Below are 20,205 nucleotides of genomic sequence, written 5' to 3' on the forward strand. Positions count from 1 at the left end.
TGTGCGGATTGAAACTATGGTCTCATCACAGAAATACAAGGATTTACACGTTGTTCTTCTTTGGTTGGGATATATCAGATAAGGGGGTTTATCTGCGTTACTTGAGGGACTGTAAAAATAGACGTTTTTATTTAAAAACAAAATCTATTGCTGCAATTATTTTGCTGCCGGACATTTATAGCTGCTGATATTAAGAGAAAGTCCTATTTCAGCAATGATATACTGATCCCTTTGCTTACTCCAGCCCCGTTGCCTGCCCTCAACGCCGATAATATTATCCGGGTCAATTTCATAGGATCGGTCCTGCAATAATCCGGCTGTGGATAATGGGGCAAACCGGCTGGCCCCGATATAGGTGGTACTCACATCGTCTAAATAATCGGTGGTGGTAAACCGATGGGCTATCTCAAAAGACAGGTTCAGCCTGTCGGTGATATTGTACTTGATACCTACGCCCAATGGAATGCATATGGCCAGGGTACTGTATTGTTTCCGGCCGTCATAGCCAATCAACTGGCCCTCGGTACCAAGCGGCCTCAGAAATTCTTTTTTACCGTTCAGGTATGCATACGGATCATAGGTAAATGCGCCTATACCCAATGTTATATATGGAGTGAACTGGTAATACGGGTCTCCGGGAATGAATTTGAAGAAATTGAAATCTCCCTGTAAAGCCAGTTCCCATATATTGGAATTGAAACTGAGGTTCCTTGACTTTTGATATTCGTTCTTGCTGTATGTATCGCTGTAACCCAATTGGGCATAATGGGCGCTGATACGCAGCCCAACATAATTACCAAACTGTTTGCGGAAAAATGCACCTACTGCCGGCTTGGGTCTGTTGATGGCAGCACGGGTATTCAGGTCTCCAAAATAATGGGCGGCACCGACCGTGATGCCAAACTCTCCTTTCTGTACATATTCATAACGCTCATTTTGGGCACTGGCATTTAAAGCCACCAGGGTTACGGACAAAATGATCAGGAATTTCATTTTCATAATATGCAAAATAAAGAATTGTTTCGAAAAAAACGGGTTGCAGCGGATTTTGTGCCCAAGGCAATGTTAATCTTTATTGGGTTCTTTCTTTTCGATCCTTAACCCGGCACTCATGATATTCAGCAGCGGATCATCCCGCATGATCTGCGCTATACTGAAGTGATAGGTACCCGCCTTCCGGAACCTGCGTGGCTTGCCATTCAGCAATTTTCTCACTTCCCATATGTCATTCATACCGGCCCCTTCCCATCCATTGGCATCATCGCCCAGTTTCAGGTCAACTTTTTGTTTAAAAAGGCTGTCGCCGGGTGCCTGTAACCCAATGTTAAGCCAGATGTTATTGTACTTATATGCATCGGTATGCCGCAATACCAGGTAAATGCTGTAATAAGAAGTTGTATCGGTGACCAGGAAACTACCCGTGGCGGTAAAGTCGCTTTTCCATTCATACTGCGGTATCACGGTGTTCTGCTCAAAAATCTCCGTCTGTTTGCAGGATGTGATGAGGAACAGGCAACAGGCAATGGGTAATAAGCAGATCTTACGTTTATGTTTATAGGTGGGGTTCATTGAATGAAACGATAATTTTTGCCTGTTTTTACAATACATTCAACACCTGTTCCTTGGCCTTTTCCAGTTCATCCTTCATTTTAACCACACATTTCTGAATGTCGGCATCATAGGCTTTGCTGCCGGTGGTATTTATCTCCCTGCCGATCTCCTGTAAAATAAAAGACAATTTTTTGCCTTTGCCTTCTTCCGGCTCCTGTAAGATCGACCGGAAATATTCACAGTGCTGCCGGAGCCTGATCTGCTCCTCGTGTATATCTATCTTTTCCATGTAGTAGATCAGTTCCTGCTCCATGCGGTTGTTATCAATATTCTCCTTGCCCACGTTTTTTTCCAGCAGCTGGTTGATCTCTTCTTTGATCCTTTTTTTACGGTTTGGCTCCAGTTTCAATATGGCCTCTTCCTGTTCATTGATATTGGTGATGCGTTTTACAAGGTCTTTTTCCAGAACAGACCCTTCCTCCACCCGGTGCAGGTTCAGGTCATTCAATGCCCCCTGCAGCACTTTTTTAAAATCATCAAAATCGGTTTCACTTAAAACATCGTTGGTAGGGGTCACTACTTCGGGCAACCGGAGCAATGCACTTAAAACGGAATTGGTATCGATCTTTAATTCCGCTGCCAGGTTCTCTATCTGGTGGTAATATGCCTTGATGAGATCGGTATTGATATTCACCGGTTTTGAAGTTCCGTTCTGCTTGATGGTGATGGTGCAATCAATGGTACCCCTTACCAGGTTTTCCTGCAGCGCATTCCTTATTTCAAATTCATAAGGCCGCAACAGCGGTGGCAATTTCAGCTGCAGTTCAAATTGCTTTCCGTTCAGTGCCTTTATCTCTACCAGAAATGTTTTCTCGTTTACAGTCTGTTCTGCCCTTCCGAAACCCGTCATTGATTTAAGCATGTGATTTTTATTTTTCTGCAAGTTACAGGATAAAGTTATGAGTTGATTTGCGGATATTCCTCAAAAGGTCTCCTGCCCATGATCCGGTCTGGTTTATCAAGCGGGGTGAACCCGAACTGTGCATAGAGGCCCTGTGCATCCCGGGTGGCCAGCAACCACCTGCGCAGGCCCTGCAGGTCCGGGTGGTTCATAATGGTTCCCATCAGCCATTTGCTCAAGCCTTTGCCCCGGTAATCCGCAATAACAAAAACATCTGCCAGGTATGCAAAGCTGGCATGATCGGTGATCACCCTGGCAAAGCCCACCTGCCTGCTGCCATGATAAATTCCAAAACAAAAAGAACCTTCAATACTTTTTTCAACCACCGGCATCGGGATATTTTTTGCCCAGTAACTTTCATGGCATAAGTAATGATGAATCAATTCCACATCCAGTTTTGCTTTATCGGTGCTGATGATAAAATCATCTTTTATTGTTTCCTGAATCTTCATGTGACATGCATTATAAAATTAAAAACAACAAGTAATAAAAATAATAAAGCCCGGCTTTTGACTGCCAGGCTTTGCTATATAGATGGGTTAGTAAGTACCGGGAACCAAATTCCCTACACAATATTAAAAAGAAATTTTCCTAACCAAAAAATATTTCCGGAATTTTTTATTAACATTTTTTTTTGCCCTGTGGATAAGGAACATTTTTTTTCAGGCAGAACGGCAGCATCTTTTTTAACCGGTGCAGGTCATTCGTTGATCTCTTCTTCTATTCAATGACCGGATCTGTGAATGAAACCATTGATTTCACTGGTGTTTCAGAAGACCGTATTTTTATTTTATGCATTGCTACTCACTGCAAATTGAAAATTTCTCTTTCGTAATGTTGATCCGGTAACCCGTTTTACCTTCCGTTTTCCCGGCCGGAAATACAGAAAAAATATTTTTACAAAAGCTGACCGAAAAGCTGTTTTTACAGCTTTTCCCGAAAAAACAACTAAAAGCAAAGCAGTGTACCTTTGGGAAAATTTTAGTGTATGCAATTCCCTTCTCCTGTTTCATTGCAATGGATCGCAACATTCATCCAGGCAAAATTAGTTGGCAACACCAATGCCCAGGCAACCGGCATCAATGAAATTCACAAAGTTGAAGAAGGCGACCTGGTCTTTGTGGATCATCCGAAATATTATGCTACGTGCCTGAACAGTGCAGCCAGTTTCATCATCATAAACAAAGAAACAGATGTACCGGAAGGAAAAGCCCTATTGATCGTAGAAAATCCTTTTGAAGCCTATTGCAAAATCGTAAACCACTTCCGGCCTTTTGAACCGGCCGGTAAAATGATCAGTGATTCGGCGGTGGTCGGGGAAGGGACATTCATCTATCCCGGTGCATTCATCGGCAATCATGTACGCATCGGAAAGAACTGCATCATTCATCCCAACGTGAGCATCATGGACCATTGCATCATTGGCAACAATGTCATCGTCCAGGCAGGAACGGTGATCGGCAGTGATGCCTTTTATTATAACACGAAAAAAGACCGGGAACTCTGGTACAAAAAAATGCCCAGTTGCGGCCGGGTAATAATAGAAGATGATGCGGAAATTGGCGCCGGCTGCACCATTGACCGCGGCGTTAGCCACGACAGCATCATTGGCAGGGGAACCAAGATGGATAATATGATCCATATCGGGCACGATACCGTAACCGGTAAGAATTGCCTGATCGCTGCGCAGGTTGGTATCGCCGGTGTGGTAACACTGGAAGACGGTGTAACGCTTTGGGGACAGGTTGGTGTAAGCAAAACACTGACCATTGGTGCCAATGCCGTTATTTATGCCCAGAGCGGTGTTGGAAAAGATACCGAAGGCGGAAAGGTTTATTTTGGCAGCCCCATTGAAGATGCCAGGGAAAAGATGAAGGAACTGGTTTGGGTAAAACGGATACCGGAGCTATGGGAAAAAGTAATGGGCAAATAAAATTACATCCCGGTCCTTATTTTACTGTCCTTGTTTCGATCGCCATTAAATTCACTCCATTGGCCTGCTGCAGCCGTGTATAGGAAAATGCTGTGGCGCTGATCACGATATTCTCCAGGTTTACAATAAGCGGCGTGGGATATTGCATGATCATCCGGATCTTTGTTCTTTCCGCATTGCTGTAATTCCAGGTGAATTTATAATCCTGCCCGTTGAACGTCCAGGTACCTGTATTATCTGTGTTGAACCTGTAAAGATCATTATCCAGATTGATCGTGTTCTCCTGTCCGCCCCTTTTGTAATACGAAACATTATTGCCCTCCATTATCCGGCTTTCTTCCGTTTTCCAGGCCAGGCCGGTAAGAGGGTCTGCTGACCGGGTCTCCAGTTGTGGTACAACAGAAGGGGACGTTACCACTTCTTCTTTTGTCACAGCCGGTCCCGGTGTGTCTGAAAAATTATAGGGCAGCATATCGGCCACTTTCTCCCATGCCCAGTAACCGGTGATGGTTATGTTACTCTGTTCATAGTAATAGCCATTCTGTTCGATCTCCAGGGACTCATTCGGAAGGAATGACACTACCGAAAGCTGGAATTTGGCCGACGCTTCCGTGTTTGCCTCCAGGAATAATTTTGAAGGCTCTTCCCCCTTATAAAGAACCGCCACCTCTTTCTGGTTGGGTACGATCGCAACTGTTTTGGCCGTATCATCCATCTTATAATTAACCGCGCTGTAAAAATTCTTCAGCGGGATGGCTCTTTCCTTTTCATTCTCCTTCACCAGAAACTGTATCTCAAAACCCTCTTCCTTCAGTTTTTTCCGGTACATACTGCGCATAAAGTGGAGGATGGAGCCATTGTATGCAGTGGCCCGGTTTGATTTCCAGGTGTTCCTTTGCTCTTCGTTTGCGGGTTCCAGTTCCTTAAACAACGGGTACCCGGTATAAAGGCTCACCTGTGTATTATACTCATGCGTAAAGGAATCAAGTGTATATTTAACGGAATACCCCAATGCATCATTCACTATTTCAACCGGTGCATCGGCCAGTATCTTCAGCCGGTTCTTTCTTTTATAATAAAAGAAGTGCAGCACTTCTCTGTTCCTGATACTGCACAGCCGGCTGTTGGTGGTTTTTCCAATAAAATTTTCCAGGAAAAAATCACCGTATTTCTCCCACCCGTCCTTTACTTCAAAACTTGCCTTGACAACCACATCTTCCAGTTCTTTTTCCTTTTGCCCCAGTTCGATCAAAATGGAGTTATTGCCATCATCCCCGGACGTGATGCGTTTTGTTTCCGTCTGGTAACCGGTAAATGTTATAACGAGGTTATACCCGCCGTTGGGCAGGTACAATGAAAAACTTCCATCTGCATCTGTGGCGGTCCCCAACGTGGTGTTTTCGGCAAATACCGATGCCGCCTGCAGTGGTTGCTTTGTAACTGCATCCAGTATCTTCCCTTTGGCAATAAAATAGGATTGGGAAAAAGATAAGGCCGGAACAAAAAATGCCAGCAGGCTAAAGGTGATTTTTTTCATCAGGTATTCTTTTGGATCAAACGTATTGTGAACCGCTAATTTACATCAACGGCTGTTAAGTTTTTGTTGAAATGCGGCGCAGGTGTCAATAATACTGTCTTCAATGCTGCGATAGGTATACCCGGGGAGGAACTTTTTCAGCTTGCTGTTATCAAAGCTGGCCTTTGTCAACGCGGTGGCAGCAGTTTCCTTTGTCACCAATGGGTCATTTCCCGTTATCATGCTTTTTATAGCTTCCCAGCGCCATACGATCTTTGCCAGGAGGGGAGTAACTTTTTTATACGGGGGCTTTTTGCCAAATGCTTTTGCCATCAGGTCAAAAACTTCCCGGTAGCTCCTGTTCTCTGCACTGATGATGAACCGTTCAGCAGAAATATCGCTTTGCATGAGTTGTATCATAGCAGCAACCACATCCCGCACATCCACAAAACCGGTTGTACCATCCGGGTACCGGGAAATCCGTTGTAAATATTTTTAAAGATGGCCGAAGATCCGCTGTGCCAGTCGCCGGGTCCGAATATGATCGTTGGGTTCACCATCACCGCATTCAACCCTTCGCCGATACCACGCCAGACCTCCATTTCGGCCAGGAATTTACTTTGGCCGTAGGCGCTGTTGCTGGTCTCTTCCGACCAGTTCATGGTTTCATTTATCACCTGTTTTTCCCGGATGCGGCCCAGTGCGGCAACAGAGCTTACATAGACCATTTTCCGCACCCCCGCATCCAACGCAGCGTTCACCACGTTGGCGGTTCCTTCAATATTTATCTTGTACATCTCGTTCCGGCGCTTTGGATTGAACGTAACAATGGCAGCACAATGATAAACCTCTTCCACTCCCTGCATGGCTTCTTCCAGGCCGGTCACATCCAATATATTGCATTGCACCTGTACCAGGTTGGTGGAACCAAAATCCGGTAACGGTGTTTTGTTGTAAAGAGCAATGACTTTTTTTCCCTTATCCAGCAGTTGCCTGATAAGTTCTGCCCCAACTAAACCTGCACCGCCGGTTACAAGCACCATATATTATTTTGAGATTTTTACGTGATGACTGGTTACGAAGATAAACCAACTTGCCTTCCGGCAGGCAGGCCGTTCTTTTAATAGGAATAATAACCCTTCCCCGTTTTTTTGCCCAGTTCTCCATCAGCAACTTTTTGTTGCTGTAAAGGTGATGGCCTAAAACGTTCAGCAAATCCACTGGCTTCGTACAGTGACTGAGAAACAGCCAGGTTGATGTCATTTCCGATCAGGTCCATCAAACGGAAGGGTCCCATTTTAAAACCCGTTGCCTCCATGATGTCGTCTACATTTTCAATGCCTGCAACACCTGTTTCAACCAGTTTCATCGCTTCCAGGTAATAATGACGGGCAACCCGGTTCACGATAAAACCCGGGGCATCTTTACACATCACCGGCGTTTTATTCATCTGCAGGCAAAGGTCATAAATGGCTTTGGCAACGGCATCTGATGTCTGTTCTCCTTTTACCACTTCCACCAGTTTCATGATGTGGGCAGGATTGAAAAAGTGCATGCCAACCACCCGTTGCGGGTGCATGACCTTAGCCTGTATCTGGGAAACAGACAGAGAAGAAGTGTTGCTGGCAAAGATCACTTCCGCATGATTTACTTCTGCCAGTTGATTGAAGATGGCCACTTTGGCCTCCGGCTTTTCAACAATAGCCTCTATGATCACATCGGCCAGGCAATCGTTGGTATCGGTGATGAACTGAATGCGGTTGATAACATTTTCTTTTTCCCCGGCTGATATTTTTTGTTTGTCAACCAGGAACTGCAGGTTCTTTTGAACGGAGGCCCTTGCTTTTTCCAGTACTTCGTTATTGATATCGAACAACAACGTATAAAAGCCACTATGTGCCGAAGCCAGAGCAATGCCGCTTCCCATGGTGCCGGCACCGATGACGCAGATGCTGTTTATTGATTGAGCCATTTATATTTTTATTGCTGAATAGAGAAATACGGTACAAGTGAGTTCCGATAGTTATCGGAACAACGATGATGACCAATGAACAAATGTTTGTCCCATCAACAGGTTACTTCGGTCGTTCCTCCCTCGTAATGACGTTATACCGCTCCTGTAAACTGATCTAAAAACCGTACATCATTCTCACTGAACAGGCGCAGGTCCCTGATCTGGTATTTGAGCATGGTTATCCGTTCGATGCCCATGCCAAAGGCAAAGCCGGTGTATTTGTTGCTGTCGATGCCGCAGTTCTCCAGCACATTCGGGTGCACCATGCCGCAACCCAATATCTCCACCCAGCCTGTTCGCTTACAAACGCTGCATCCCTCGCCACCGCAAATGAGGCAACTGATGTCCATTTCTGCACTGGGTTCCGTGAACGGGAAGTAACTGGGCCGGAAACGGATCTTCACCGTTTCGCCGAACATCTCCTGCACAAAAAAGTAAAGGGTTTGTTTGAGGTCGGCAAAGGAAACGTTCTCGGCAATATATAATCCTTCTACCTGGTGAAAGAAGCAATGTGCCCGGGCACTGATGGTCTCGTTGCGATAAACACGTCCCGGGCAAATGATGCGGATGGGCAATTTTCCTTTTTCCATTTCACGTACCTGCACACTGGAAGTATGCGTACGTAATAACCAATCGGGGTTTTGTGAGATATAAAACGTGTCCTGCATATCACGGGCAGGGTGGTTTTCGGGTAAATTAAGGGCGGTGAAATTATGAAAATCATCTTCGATCTCCGGCCCCTCGGCCACCGCAAATCCAAGCCGCTGAAAAACCGATATCATCCGGTTCTTAACCAGGCTGATGGGATGACGGCTGCCCAAAGGCATCGGGTCACCGGGAAGGGTGAGGTCAATTTCGTTGGCCGTTGATTGTTGGCCGTTGGCCGATCGCGATTTTAGTTCGGTATATTTTTCTTCAGTAAAGAGTTTGAATTCGTTCAATAACTGGCCGGCTTCTTTTTTATTTTCAGCCGCCACATTCTTCATTTCACCCATCATGGCTTTTACGAGGCCCTTTGTACCCAGGTATTTAATGCGAAAGGTCTCGGCATCGCCGTCGTGATAAGCCGCAATTTCTTTTTTCAGCTCTTCGATCTGTGATAACAACTGTTCCATGCCGCAAAGATAAGAAAGTTGTGGCCGGTAGCGTACATACCAAATGGGAAGAAATAACGTTTTTTTAGGTGATAAACCTTTAATTTTATCTCCAAAATTTAATAATATGGAACTGTTTAAATCAGGTAATCCCGCCTTATCTGAAAAAAGATTCAAGGATACCGTACTTGCGGATGTGGTAACCCACGAAAATGCAATGACCGTAAAAGGCACCCTGCAGAAATTCGGATTTTTGTTTTTGATGGTGCTGGGCACCTCCTTTTATTCCTGGAAAGAATTTGCGGAGGGGGGAAATGTTCAACCCCTTATTTATATTGGCGCTTTTGGCGGATTGGTGGTGGCCATTGTATTGATGTTTAAAAAAGAATGGTCGCCATACCTGGCCCCGGCTTATGCCTTGCTGGAAGGACTGTTCCTTGGCGCAATTTCCGCGTATTATCAATATGCTTTTGCCGAACAGGCTCCCGGCATTGTCATCAATGCCATCGGCCTTACTTTCGGAACCGCCATTGCCATGTACCTGCTTTACAGTTTCAGGATAATAAAAGCCACTGCTAAATTCAAAGCGATCATCATAACAGCCACCGCCGGCATCGCCATTTTCTACCTGATCGCCATCGTGCTTGGCCTGTTTGGTATCCAGATCCCTTTTTTGCATGAAGGCAGTGCCATGGGAATAGGTTTTTCTGTTTTCGTTGTTGCTCTCGCTGCACTGAACCTCATCCTGGATTTTGATATGATCGAACGGGGTGTTGAACTGGGCGCTCCCAAATACATGGAATGGTACGGCGCTTTCGGATTACTGGTGACCATTGTCTGGTTATACCTGGAGATACTGCGCCTGTTATCCAAGATCAGTAAAAAATAATCTGCTTCAAGTAATAAAAAAGGTCGTCCCGCCTGCGGCGGGACGACCTTTTTTATTTTAGCTCATTCAACAGCTCTTTTACTTTACCCGAAATAAGGTCCCTTACCTCATTGAACTGTTCCGGTTCCATGTGCTTCGGATCGGGTATCTGCCAGTCGATGAATTTCTTTGCCGGCATCCAGGGACAGGCATCGCCACAACCCATGGTAACCACGGCATCAAAAGGAGCAAACTGCTTTACCTCATCAAGGCTTTTGCTGTCATGCGTACCCAGGTCATACCCTAATTCCTTCATGGCTGCAATGGCTTTGGGATTTACCAGCCCGCTGGGTTTGCTGCCGGCGCTGTAGGCTTCCACATCATTCCCGCCCAGTATTTTGGCAAATGCCTGGCTCATCTGGCTACGGTTGCTGTTTTCGATGCAGACAAAAAGGATCTTCTTTTTCATTCGTTATATACGTTTTTTCATTACCACTGCGGTTGACGGGCAGAGCGCAGTGAATTGCGCTGTCTGCATTATGCTTCCGGGTGTTGCTGCCCGGTCAATTGCACAATATCCCTGGCGGTCAAAAAAGTCTTTTGCTGTGGTGGTGATCAGATAGAGGCAGTTAATGCCGCTTTCCTTTGCATACTTTTCCATACCGTTGTTGATGATCCTGCCCAGGCCCATTCCCTGCGCCTCCTTTATCACGCTTACGCTGCGGAGCAGGGCACAGTCATCAAATATTTCCAGGCCCGCCGTACCGATCATTTTTTCTCCATCCAGCAATACATACAGCAGGGTATCTTCTGTGATATCAGAAACGGGTAACTGCTGCTGCGTTAATAAACCAATTGCTTGCTGCCTCTCTTTTTCGCTTACTACGATCTTTAATGAAACTGTTGGTGCTTCTTTCATGGCTTTACTTTTTGTCCGCAATCCTTTCCCCGACTTTGATCGGGACGGGCTTTTATCGGAGCGGTTAGGAGATAATTTTGTTTTTCAGCAGCATCCGCTCCCGGGTTCACAGCATTTCCGGTCATCCTTCGCAGGCTTTTCAGCATATACCGTAATGCTGGTGATCCGGGTATTGCCTTTTTTATAGGTTGCGATCTCCTCTGCACTGAGGTAATTGGCAAGAATATCGTCCGGGATATTTATGGTCTTGTCTTTTTGCAGGGTGATGTTATTAAACCCGGCCTCTTTGATCATTTCCAGGTACACCTGTTTTTGAACTGCGCCCGAAACACAACCTGCATAGAGCTCTGCCACTTCTTTCCATTTGGCGGGCAACTCCCCTTCCAGTACAATATCCGAAATGGAAAAATGACCGCCTGGTTTCAATACCCGGTAAATTTCGCTGATGACCTTGTATTTGTTGGGCACCAGGTTCAATACACAGTTGCTTACGATCACATCGGCATAACCCGAGGTAACCGGCATATCGTCAATATCGCCCAGCCTGAACTCCACGTTGTTAAAGTTCAGTTTTTCGGCATTGGCCCTTGCCTTTTTGATCATGGCTTCGGTAAAATCAACCCCCAGTACCTTTCCATTCTCCCCCACGATCCTGCGGGCAATAAACGCATCGTTGCCGGCGCCACTGCCCAGGTCGATCACCGTATCACCGGCTTTGATCTTTGCAAATTCGGTTGGCAGGCCGCATCCAAGGCCCAGGTCGGCATCGGGGTTATAGCCTTCCAGTTTTGTGTAATCATCTGCCATTATGTTATAGACCTCATCACCGCAACAGGCGGATGTGGCGCCGCAGCAGGAAGCGGCATTCTGATCCTTGTCCTGCTCCGCAATGGCGGCATACTTTTCTTTTACCAGTTCTTTGATCTGAGATTCGTTGTTCATGACATTATTATTTAGTGTTGAAATTTATTTTAGCAGCAGGCTTTTTCGTTCTGTACTTTCAGTTTATTGAACAGGAAGCTGAATTCGCCCATGAACTTGTCAAAGGCCTTCCAGTTGATGCAGTAACAGCTTCTCGGGCCGTCAATATTTCCGTCAATGAGCCCGGCATTCTTCAGTTCTTTTAAATGCTGGGATACGGTGGATTGCGAAAGGGGCAACCCGTCCACTAGTTCACCGCAGATACATTCATTCCGCTGTGCCAGTAATTTAAGAATGGCAATGCGGGCCGGGTGAGCCAGCGCTTTGGCAAAAGCGGCCAGGTCCTGTTCCTTTTGGGAGAATTCTTCTTTTTTGTGAATGGCCATGTTTTTATTTTATATCGCAAATATACGATAAAAGAATTCAGACCGCCAAATTTTTTCCATAAAAAAAGTCAGGCGGCTGACCTGACTTTTACTAAATCCCTGGAAATGAAGTCCCGGGGAATGAAATTTTTTTAGAAAATTTATTCTCTTCCGTCCAACAAATTACCCAGCCCCCCTAAAATACTTCCTTCTTCCTTCCGCTTATACGTACCGTATTGCATGATGCGGCCCGCCAGGCGGCTGATGGGCAGTGACTGCAGCCAGACCTTTCCCGGTCCCTGCAATTTGGCAAAGAATAATCCTTCCCCGCCAAACATCCAGTTCTTGATCCCCCGCACAAATTCAATGTCAAAATCCACCCCTGCGGTATAGGCAACCACACAACCCGTATCTACTTTCAATATTTCGCCGGCCTGCAATTCCTTTTCTACTACGTACCCGCCTGCATGTGCAAATGCCATTCCATCGCCCTCGATCTTTTCCATGATGAATCCTTCCCCGCCAAAAATTCCGGTGCCAAGCCTTCGTTGAAACTCAATACCGATACTCACCCCTTTTGCTGCACAGAGAAAAGCATCTTTCTGTGCGATGATCTTACCCCCCAACCGGCTCAGGTCAAACGAGATGATCTTTCCTGTGTAAGGCGCTGCAAAGCTTACCCGCTTTTTTCCCTGTCCCACATTGGTGAAGGCGGTCATAAATAAACTTTCCCCTACCAGTAATCTTTTGCCGGCACTGAATAATTTACCGAGTATGCCGTTATCCTGCTGCTGGCTTCCGTCTCCAAAGATGGTGTTCATCTGGATACCGTTGTCCATCATCATAAAAGCGCCGCTTTCGGCAATGGCTGTTTCATTGGGGTCCAGTTCAATTTCCACAAACTGGAGTTCTTCCCCGTAGATCCTGTAGTCGATTTCGTGATTTGATATCATGGCTTGATTTTTTTTGTGAAGTTAAGGCCTGTTCATAAAATGGAACCATTAAATCAGGATGAATGGAAATAAAATGCTGTCCCGCCAAAGGTGGGACAGCATTTTAAAAACCAGCTCACCGGTTTTCAGGACCTCATTTCTTTCAATGTTCCGTTCCATACCTTTTTGCCCTGTATCTTTCTTACTAAATACATGATACCTGCAAATATGAAGAAGAACGGACCGGAAAAACCCAGCAGGGCAATATACTTTGTGCCGTAGAATTTTTCCATCGGCCTTCTTAACCGTTCAGCGATCAGGTACATGCTTGGCACCATGATCAATGTGAGGAAGAAGGCGAATATCAACCCGAATATGATCGTCCAGCTCAACGGCCCCCAGAACACCACACTGTCTCCCCCGAAGAAAATATGCGGATTCAGGTGCTGGAAGAAAGAGATGAAATTGATATTGAACCCAACGGCCAGCGGCAATAATCCCAGCATGGTAGCCAGGGCTGTCAGCAACACCGGGATGATACGGATCTTTCCCGCCTGTATCGCAGCCTCTCTCGTTTTTACTCCCCTTCCACGCAATTCATCCGTAAATTCAATTAACAGGATACCGTTCTTTATCACAATGCCTGCCAGGCCGATCACCCCTACCAGCAACATGATGGTGGCTATGGTCATGCCCGTAAAAGCATAACCCAGCAAAACACCGATCACGGAGAAGAATATTTCTGTCAACACAATGAATGGTTTGCTCATAGAGTTGAACTGCAGGACCAGTATCAGGAATATCAGTCCCAGCGCCAGGAAGAATGCCGTAACCAGGAACGTATTCGTTTCCGCTTCCTGTTCTCCCTGCCCGGTTTGTTTTATAATGACATTATCGGGTATTTTGTTCTTTGACCTGAAGTCGGCAATTTTATCTGCCAGTTTTTTATTGATCTCGCCGGTCATGGTTGGATCCAGCACATTCGACTGAAGCTGGATGGTACGCTTTACATTTTTACGGGCGATGGCGCCGGATGTATTGGTATAGTCGATCGTAGCCACTGCACTCACCGGAACTGATTTTATCATCATGGTATTCATATCCATGAATGTGATACGCATGTTCATCACATCGGTGATATTCTTTCTTTGCAGGTCTGCATAACGTAACTGAATCTTATACTCGTCCTCTCCCTCTTTCAGTTTGCTTACTTCTTTTCCAAATACCGCAGTACGTATTTCCGAACCTATCTGACCGGTGCTCAATCCTTCCATCATGGCCCGTTCCCTGTCAACGTTTATCGTTATTTCCGGGCTGTTCAGGTCAACATCCATTTTCAGGTTTTCAATACCATAGATCTGGTTGGTGTCGAGATAATTAGACAGGTTACTGGCCACTTTTGAAATTTCTTCAAAACTGTCTCCCACAATTTCTATGTTAACCGGGGGGTCGGTTGGCGGGCCACCGTCTTCCTTTGCCACTTCAATACTGGCGCCGGGAATTCCTCCCATTTGTTTCCGTATCTCGTCAAGATAAGGTTTGGTGTGTTTGCCATGCCGCTTTTCAAACTCCACAAACGAAACCTGTATCCTTCCCAGGTTAGGCTGTACACTGCGGTTATTACTGCGTGGGTTATTTGCACTGTTGGCCACGTTGGCGATGATACTTTCCACGATGCTGCCCTCGGTTCCGGGTTTTTCTGCTTCCAGCACTTTGTAAACCCTTTTCTCAAGAACTTGTGTAACGCTGTCCGTTACTTTTACATCGGTACCCACCGGCATTTTTAAATACACATATATAAAATTGGGATCGCCGTCCGGGAAGAATGTCCTGTCATTACCCCGCAACACCAATAAACCAAATGCCACCGGGAACAGAATGAATAAACTCACCAGCATCCAGATCGGCCTGCGGCCATGCAATACCCAGCGTAATAATGTTTCGTAACGCCGCATTAAACCAGGCAATACCCTGTTCTGGAAATAATGAATGATATCCCTGAATACAAAGCGATTGAGTATATTAAGCAATGCCATGAACAAAAGGAAGTTTGCAAAACCATGCCATCCTGCAAAATGAAGCAGTACGCCAAATATCACAGAAAGCCAGAAATACGGCTTTTTGAACAATGCCTTTTTAGGTTCATCAAATTCCCTGCCCTCGGGTTTCATAAAGCTTACGGCAAACACCGGGTTAAAAATGAACGCCACGATCAGTGATGCTGCCAGCGTAAGTATCAGCATCGTGGGCAGGTAGATCATGAACTTACCGATGATCCCCTTCCAGAACAGCAGCGGAAAGAATGGCGCCAGCGTGGTTGCCGTACCTGCCAGTACCGGGATGAAGATCTCACCGGCCGCTTCCTTGGCGCTCCGGATGATCGGCATCTTACCATTACTATAAATACGGTGGGTGTTTTCAATCACTACGATCGCATCATCCACAATAATTCCCAACCCGAACAGCAATGCAAACAACACAATGAAATTGAGTGTTACAGAAGTACCAACCACGAAGTCGGCCACCGGAAGGAATAGGAAAGCGACGAACACACTCAGCGGCACACTCAACGCCACAAAGAAGGCATTGGTAACACCCATGAAGAACATCAATACCACCAACACCAGTATGAACCCGATTATGATGGTATTGATCAGTTCATTGAAGGAAGTAGCCGTAGCCTTGCTCTGGTCGCCAGTGATGACCACTTTCAGGTCCCTGGGTAATTCCCCCTCGTCTTTCATCCCGGTAACAATGTCTTTCACTTTTCCGGCAGCACTTATCAGATTTTCGCCGGCACGTTTTACTATGTTTATGGTGATCACATTTTTCCCATCCAGCCGGGCATAACTTTCTTTTTCCTTAATGGTATCTTTCAGTTCGGCAATATCTTTCAGATAAACAGATGCTCCCCGGGCACTGCTTCGTACCACAATATCCTGCAGGTTCAAAGCGCTGGTGAATTGTCCTTTGATCTTGATGGTACGCTTCATGTCACCCACTTCCAGCAGACCGCCCGTAATATCCCGGTTCTCGCGGCTGATGGCATTCTCAATATCCATGAACGATATCCTGGCAGCCTGCATTTTGTATGGGTCCACGTTTACCTGTATCTCTCTTTCGGGGGCACCCACAATTTCAGCACGGGTGATCTCCGGCAGTTCTTCAAAGTGATCCTGCATCTTATCGGCATATTTCTTCAGTTTGATGCCATCGTAATCACCGCTGATATTTACGAACATAATGGGCATTTCGCTGAAAGCGAATTCCTGTGCATTCGGTTGAGAAGTGAGGTCCGTGGGCAGGTCTGACTTTGCCTTGTCAATGGCATCCTTCACTTTTACCTTAGCCACTTCTGTCTTCACATCGGTATCAAATTCAATTACGATCAGGCTGAAGTCCGTTTGCGAAGTGCTGGTTATCTTTTTTACCTTGGCACCGCTGATCCCCTTCAGTTGTTTCTCAATGGGCCTGGTCACCAGGTTCTCAATATCCCTGGGAGAGTTGCCTACATAGACCGTAGTTACACTGATGGTGGGTACCACGATGTCGGGAAACTGCTCTTTAGGAAGTGTATTAAACGTTATCAACCCATAAGCCGAGATCAGGATCGCAATGATGTAAACTGCCGTACGGTTATTGATCGCCCAGCTTGTTGGACCGAATTCTTTAAATTTTCTTTTTGCTCCTTCTATAAAACTCATAAAATTATTTTAGTAATCCTCCGTTAGTTATCTTTTCGTCTCTTACAACATTGTACTCAATTATTTTATCGTGGTGCTGATCAGCTGACCGTCATAAATATTCTGGTATCCCTCAGTGATCAGTTCATCGCCTGCTTTCAGTCCTGACCTGATCTCCACATTCGTACCATATACTTCACCGATCACTACGGGTTGTTTTTTTGCCACGGTTTTACCATTGCTGAGCCTGGTGAGCAGGTAAACGTATTTACTGTTCTCATCACTCTGTACCGTATTCACCGGGATCACCACCGCATTGGGTGCTGCGTAATCGAGTATCTTAATGATAGCCGATTGATTGGGTTTTAAAGCAGGATCAACGGGTATCTTTGCTTCTGCAATAAAGCCCCTTAATGTTGGATCAATGGACTGGCTGATGAGCGAGATGCTGGAGGTAACTTTTTTATTGGCATCCGGTATGCTGATCTCAACCACCGAACCTTTATGTAACCGGGTAAGATAATTCTCCGGGATATTGGTCACCACTTTCAGGTTGCTGGTGTTCACGATCTTTATCTGTGGACCAGCCGCTGTCATTCCCTGGAAAGTTTCACCCACTTTTACATTCACAATATCCGCCACCCCGTTCACATCGCTGTATACATTGGTGGTCTTCATTTGCTCCACGGCCACCTGCACCTGTTCACCTGCTGATTTCAACTGGTTCTCCAGTGCTTCCACATTATTCTTTGCAGAGATCAGCTGCACTTCGGTGCCAATACCCTGGTCCCAAAGATTTTTCTGGCGTTGGTAAATGTTCCTGGCAAAACTCAGTTGTGTTTTAATGCCTTCTGCTTGCTGTTTGGCGGCCGTTACCTGTTGCTGAACGATGGCATCATCCAATTTCAATAACAACTGGCCTTTCTTTACATACTGGCCCTGCACCACGTATACGGCTTTCACCTGGCCAGGCATTCCCCGGGGAGATATGTAAGAGATATTCTCCGCATCCACATGGCCCTGCAGGTCGATGTAATGCTTGAAGTCCTGGGTAGTGACTGCTGCTGTACCTACTAATTTGATCTTAGCTGTATTGGCCGAATTGCTGTCAAGCTTCTCCAGTTCAGCCTGCAGTTTTTTTATCTCCTCTTCATTCTTTGCACTTTGTACTTTCAATTTCTCAATGGCAGCCTTTTTGTCATTGATGATGGCGGCGTTGTCCTTTTTACTGTTGTTGCAGGATGCCATGAGCAGTATCGCTGACAGGGCAATGGTTATTTGTGTTGCTTTTTTCATCTGTATATAGTTGGTCATTTAGTATTAAAGTTTTCCGGTTGCCTTTAAGAAATCAACCTTTGCAATGATGGCATCCTGCAGGGCTGTGATGTAGTTGGTCTGTGCGGTTTTCAGGTCAAGCTGTGCCGTATTGATCTCGGTGGCAGAGCCGGTGCCTATTTCATATTTCTTTTTGTCTGGTTGTATACCTTTTCTGCCAGCGCCATGTTCTTCTTTTGAAAGTCCATGGTGGCGATGGCAGCAATAAAATTATTCGTTGAACTCTCCACTTCCCGGTCGATACTGATCTTCAATGCTTCTGTTTGATTTTGCGTTTTCTGCAATTGCAATCTTGCCTGTTGCTTCCTTGCCTGCAATGCAAATCCATTGAAGATGGGAACCTTCATCTGCAACCCGATATACGAGCTGGTAAACCAGTCGCCTTTGCCGAAAATATCAAACTCGTTTCGCTGCGCCTGCTTGCTGTAACCGCCAACCAGCAGGAAAGTTGGGACCTGGCTGAGCTTATACCTTCTTACATTCAATCCATTGAGTTTATTGGTTACCTCAGCTATCTGGTAGTCTTTCCGGTCGCTGTATTTGAACTGGCTGGCCTCCAGCACGCCTTCCTTCACCTGGTTGTCATCCAGGGTATCGGTGAGCACAAGGCTGTCTTTTATCGGCATGCCCATCAACAGTTTTAATCCCGAGTAACCGTTCCGGAGCATGTTATCTGCTTTCAGCTTTTCTGTCTGCAGGTTGGCGATCTGTACAGATAATTTATCAATATCTATTCTTTCGGTGAAGCCGTTATCAAACATGATCTGAACATCGTGCTTTAGTTTCTCCAGCCGGCTGATATTGGCATCCAGCAACCCGATCTGAACCTTTCCGGCAACCAGCTGGTAATACACTTTATATACATTGGCCCGTATACCCTCTTCGGTCAGTTCAGCGATCCGTTCCTGCAAACTGATGGTTCCGTTACGTGCCTTCAATGCAATAAACACCTGGCCGTCAAAAACGATCTGGCTTAAGGTAACCCCGGCATTTGCATTCCAGGGATTCCCGAAAGGGAAAAGCAGGTTGCTAAAGCCGCCGGAAGGAACTGTTATGGGATTACCGCCGGCATCCCGTACATCTTCGTTCTTCAGTACATCGTATACCTGGTAACTTATAAAATCCGGTATGGTCTGTACCGGGATATCAATATTCCGGGTAATGGATGCACTACCGTTTATCTGCGGCAGGGCAATGGATGTAACGTCCCGGTTCACCTGTTTTTGGATCAGTATGTCCAGTAAGGCATTTTTTACCTGCACGGAATTCTGTTTGGCATAATCCACCGCCTGCTGCGCCGTAAAGGAATTTATCTTTTGTGCATTCATATCCTTGTTCTGCATCAGCAGGGCCAGCATGAACAGGCTGTACTTCGTTATTTTTTTCATCGCCGCTATTTTATTACTTGTCATTTTTTATCTCTGTTTTGGCTTTTTGTTCCATGTACTTCAATATCAGTTCATATCCTTTCAGGGTCACCAACCCAAACAGGAAATGAACGATGATCTCATCCTGTATCTTGGCCAGGCTGTGTTTGAGGCCCTGCTGAAACTCCGGGTTGAAGGGGATGAACATCGTTTCCACCCGGTACTTGCACAGAATGTCGATGGCTATTTCGGGGCGGTACAATTCTTCCCTTAACCCCCGTTCTGCATTCTGCCTGCAAACATTGTAGAGGAACTCGTTCTTGTGCTTCATGAATTTCCGGAATGCAGCAGGATGGTATTTCTGCATATCAAACAGGATGGAGGGGTTCATCGTTTTGAACATTTCGGCCATCATGTCCATCACCAGGAATATTTCATGGATGGCATTTTCGGCCTTGTCCCTGTCGGCATTGCATTCACACTGGTTGGTAATGATCACATCATCCACCACCGCTTCTACCAGTTCGTCCTTGTCTTTAAAGTACTGGTAAATGGTCTTTTTACTCATCCCGAGATTGGCGGCAATATCATCCATGCTCACGCTGCGGATACTGTACTGCATCACCAGGTCGTGGGCTGCTTTCTGAATGCGTTGTTTTGTATCTGGTATTATCATAATCGGGGCACAAAACTATGGAAACTTTTAATGTAACCAAAGTTTCCATCATCTTTTTTTGCCATTCATA

At 45.8% G+C, this 20,205-nt stretch carries 20 protein-coding genes; 2 read left to right on the forward strand and 18 right to left on the reverse strand.

Features of this window, described 5'->3' with window-relative positions; genetic code table 11:
- Positions 1 to 156 precede the first annotated feature (156 nt).
- From IPJ02_07665 to IPJ02_07680, 4 genes are all read right to left on the reverse strand, one after another.
- Complete coding sequence (locus IPJ02_07665) at positions 157 to 999, reverse strand: outer membrane beta-barrel protein (GenBank protein ID MBK7375423.1); 843 nt, start codon at positions 997 to 999, stop codon at positions 157 to 159.
- Positions 1,000 to 1,065: 66 nt separating this feature from the next.
- The gene (locus tag IPJ02_07670) at positions 1,066 to 1,569 is read right to left on the reverse strand and encodes a gliding motility lipoprotein GldH (protein MBK7375424.1); all 504 of its coding nucleotides are present in this window, start codon (positions 1,567 to 1,569) and stop codon (positions 1,066 to 1,068) included.
- Between the two features lie 28 nt (positions 1,570 to 1,597).
- Positions 1,598 to 2,473, reverse strand: a complete 876-nt coding sequence (locus IPJ02_07675; protein MBK7375425.1) for a YicC family protein — start codon at positions 2,471 to 2,473, stop codon at positions 1,598 to 1,600.
- Positions 2,474 to 2,508: 35 nt separating this feature from the next.
- Positions 2,509 to 2,964: a GNAT family N-acetyltransferase gene (locus IPJ02_07680; protein MBK7375426.1), complete on the reverse strand. Its 456-nt coding sequence runs from the start codon at positions 2,962 to 2,964 to the stop codon at positions 2,509 to 2,511.
- Positions 2,965 to 3,500: 536 nt separating this feature from the next.
- Here IPJ02_07680 and IPJ02_07685 point away from each other — a divergent pair.
- Positions 3,501 to 4,445, forward strand: a complete 945-nt coding sequence (locus IPJ02_07685; protein MBK7375427.1) for a UDP-3-O-(3-hydroxymyristoyl)glucosamine N-acyltransferase — start codon at positions 3,501 to 3,503, stop codon at positions 4,443 to 4,445.
- A 16-nt stretch (positions 4,446 to 4,461) separates the two neighbouring features.
- Here IPJ02_07685 and IPJ02_07690 read toward each other — a convergent pair whose 3' ends face one another.
- From IPJ02_07690 to pheS, 5 genes are all read right to left on the reverse strand, one after another.
- Positions 4,462 to 5,982 (reverse strand): carboxypeptidase-like regulatory domain-containing protein, encoded by a 1,521-nt coding sequence (locus tag IPJ02_07690; GenBank protein MBK7375428.1) that lies wholly within the window; start codon positions 5,980 to 5,982, stop codon positions 4,462 to 4,464.
- Positions 5,983 to 6,027: 45 nt separating this feature from the next.
- Positions 6,028 to 6,408: a hypothetical protein gene (locus IPJ02_07695; GenBank protein ID MBK7375429.1), complete on the reverse strand. Its 381-nt coding sequence runs from the start codon at positions 6,406 to 6,408 to the stop codon at positions 6,028 to 6,030.
- Positions 6,378 to 7,004 (reverse strand): NAD-dependent epimerase/dehydratase family protein, encoded by a 627-nt coding sequence (locus tag IPJ02_07700; GenBank protein ID MBK7375430.1) that lies wholly within the window; start codon positions 7,002 to 7,004, stop codon positions 6,378 to 6,380. The genes IPJ02_07695 and IPJ02_07700 overlap by 31 nt, the downstream gene beginning before the upstream one ends.
- 77 nt (positions 7,005 to 7,081) lie before the next feature.
- Positions 7,082 to 7,933, reverse strand: coding sequence for a 3-hydroxybutyryl-CoA dehydrogenase (locus IPJ02_07705; protein ID MBK7375431.1), 852 nt, complete (start codon positions 7,931 to 7,933; stop codon positions 7,082 to 7,084).
- 134 nt (positions 7,934 to 8,067) lie between these two features.
- A complete protein-coding gene (gene pheS, locus IPJ02_07710) occupies positions 8,068 to 9,090 on the reverse strand; it encodes a phenylalanine--tRNA ligase subunit alpha (GenBank protein ID MBK7375432.1) in 1,023 nt (340 codons plus the stop codon).
- A gap of 106 nt (positions 9,091 to 9,196) precedes the next feature.
- Between pheS and IPJ02_07715 the strand changes: the two genes are divergently transcribed.
- Positions 9,197 to 9,958, forward strand: a complete 762-nt coding sequence (locus IPJ02_07715) for a Bax inhibitor-1/YccA family protein (protein ID MBK7375433.1) — start codon at positions 9,197 to 9,199, stop codon at positions 9,956 to 9,958.
- A gap of 52 nt (positions 9,959 to 10,010) precedes the next feature.
- Here IPJ02_07715 and IPJ02_07720 read toward each other — a convergent pair whose 3' ends face one another.
- The 9 genes from IPJ02_07720 to IPJ02_07760 form a co-directional block, all read right to left on the reverse strand.
- Positions 10,011 to 10,406, reverse strand: coding sequence for an arsenate reductase ArsC (locus IPJ02_07720; GenBank protein MBK7375434.1), 396 nt, complete (start codon positions 10,404 to 10,406; stop codon positions 10,011 to 10,013).
- A 3-nt stretch (positions 10,407 to 10,409) separates the two neighbouring features.
- Complete coding sequence (locus IPJ02_07725; GenBank protein MBK7375435.1) at positions 10,410 to 10,856, reverse strand: GNAT family N-acetyltransferase; 447 nt, start codon at positions 10,854 to 10,856, stop codon at positions 10,410 to 10,412.
- Positions 10,857 to 10,940: 84 nt separating this feature from the next.
- A complete protein-coding gene (locus IPJ02_07730) occupies positions 10,941 to 11,798 on the reverse strand; it encodes an arsenite methyltransferase (protein ID MBK7375436.1) in 858 nt (285 codons plus the stop codon).
- 29 nt (positions 11,799 to 11,827) lie between these two features.
- On the reverse strand, positions 11,828 to 12,163 hold the full coding sequence (locus IPJ02_07735) for a winged helix-turn-helix transcriptional regulator (GenBank protein MBK7375437.1): 336 nt from the start codon (positions 12,161 to 12,163) through the stop codon (positions 11,828 to 11,830).
- A 140-nt stretch (positions 12,164 to 12,303) separates the two neighbouring features.
- Positions 12,304 to 13,095: a TIGR00266 family protein gene (locus tag IPJ02_07740; protein ID MBK7375438.1), complete on the reverse strand. Its 792-nt coding sequence runs from the start codon at positions 13,093 to 13,095 to the stop codon at positions 12,304 to 12,306.
- A 125-nt stretch (positions 13,096 to 13,220) separates the two neighbouring features.
- On the reverse strand, positions 13,221 to 16,778 hold the full coding sequence (locus IPJ02_07745; protein ID MBK7375439.1) for an efflux RND transporter permease subunit: 3,558 nt from the start codon (positions 16,776 to 16,778) through the stop codon (positions 13,221 to 13,223).
- Between the two features lie 60 nt (positions 16,779 to 16,838).
- Positions 16,839 to 18,071, reverse strand: coding sequence for an efflux RND transporter periplasmic adaptor subunit (locus tag IPJ02_07750; protein ID MBK7375440.1), 1,233 nt, complete (start codon positions 18,069 to 18,071; stop codon positions 16,839 to 16,841).
- A 137-nt stretch (positions 18,072 to 18,208) separates the two neighbouring features.
- A complete protein-coding gene (locus IPJ02_07755) occupies positions 18,209 to 19,480 on the reverse strand; it encodes a TolC family protein (protein ID MBK7375441.1) in 1,272 nt (423 codons plus the stop codon).
- Positions 19,481 to 19,493: 13 nt separating this feature from the next.
- Positions 19,494 to 20,135, reverse strand: a complete 642-nt coding sequence (locus IPJ02_07760) for a TetR/AcrR family transcriptional regulator (protein ID MBK7375442.1) — start codon at positions 20,133 to 20,135, stop codon at positions 19,494 to 19,496.
- Positions 20,136 to 20,205 lie beyond the last annotated feature (70 nt).

Source organism: Chitinophagaceae bacterium, from assembly GCA_016710165.1.
GTDB lineage: Bacteria > Bacteroidota > Bacteroidia > Chitinophagales > Chitinophagaceae > Ferruginibacter.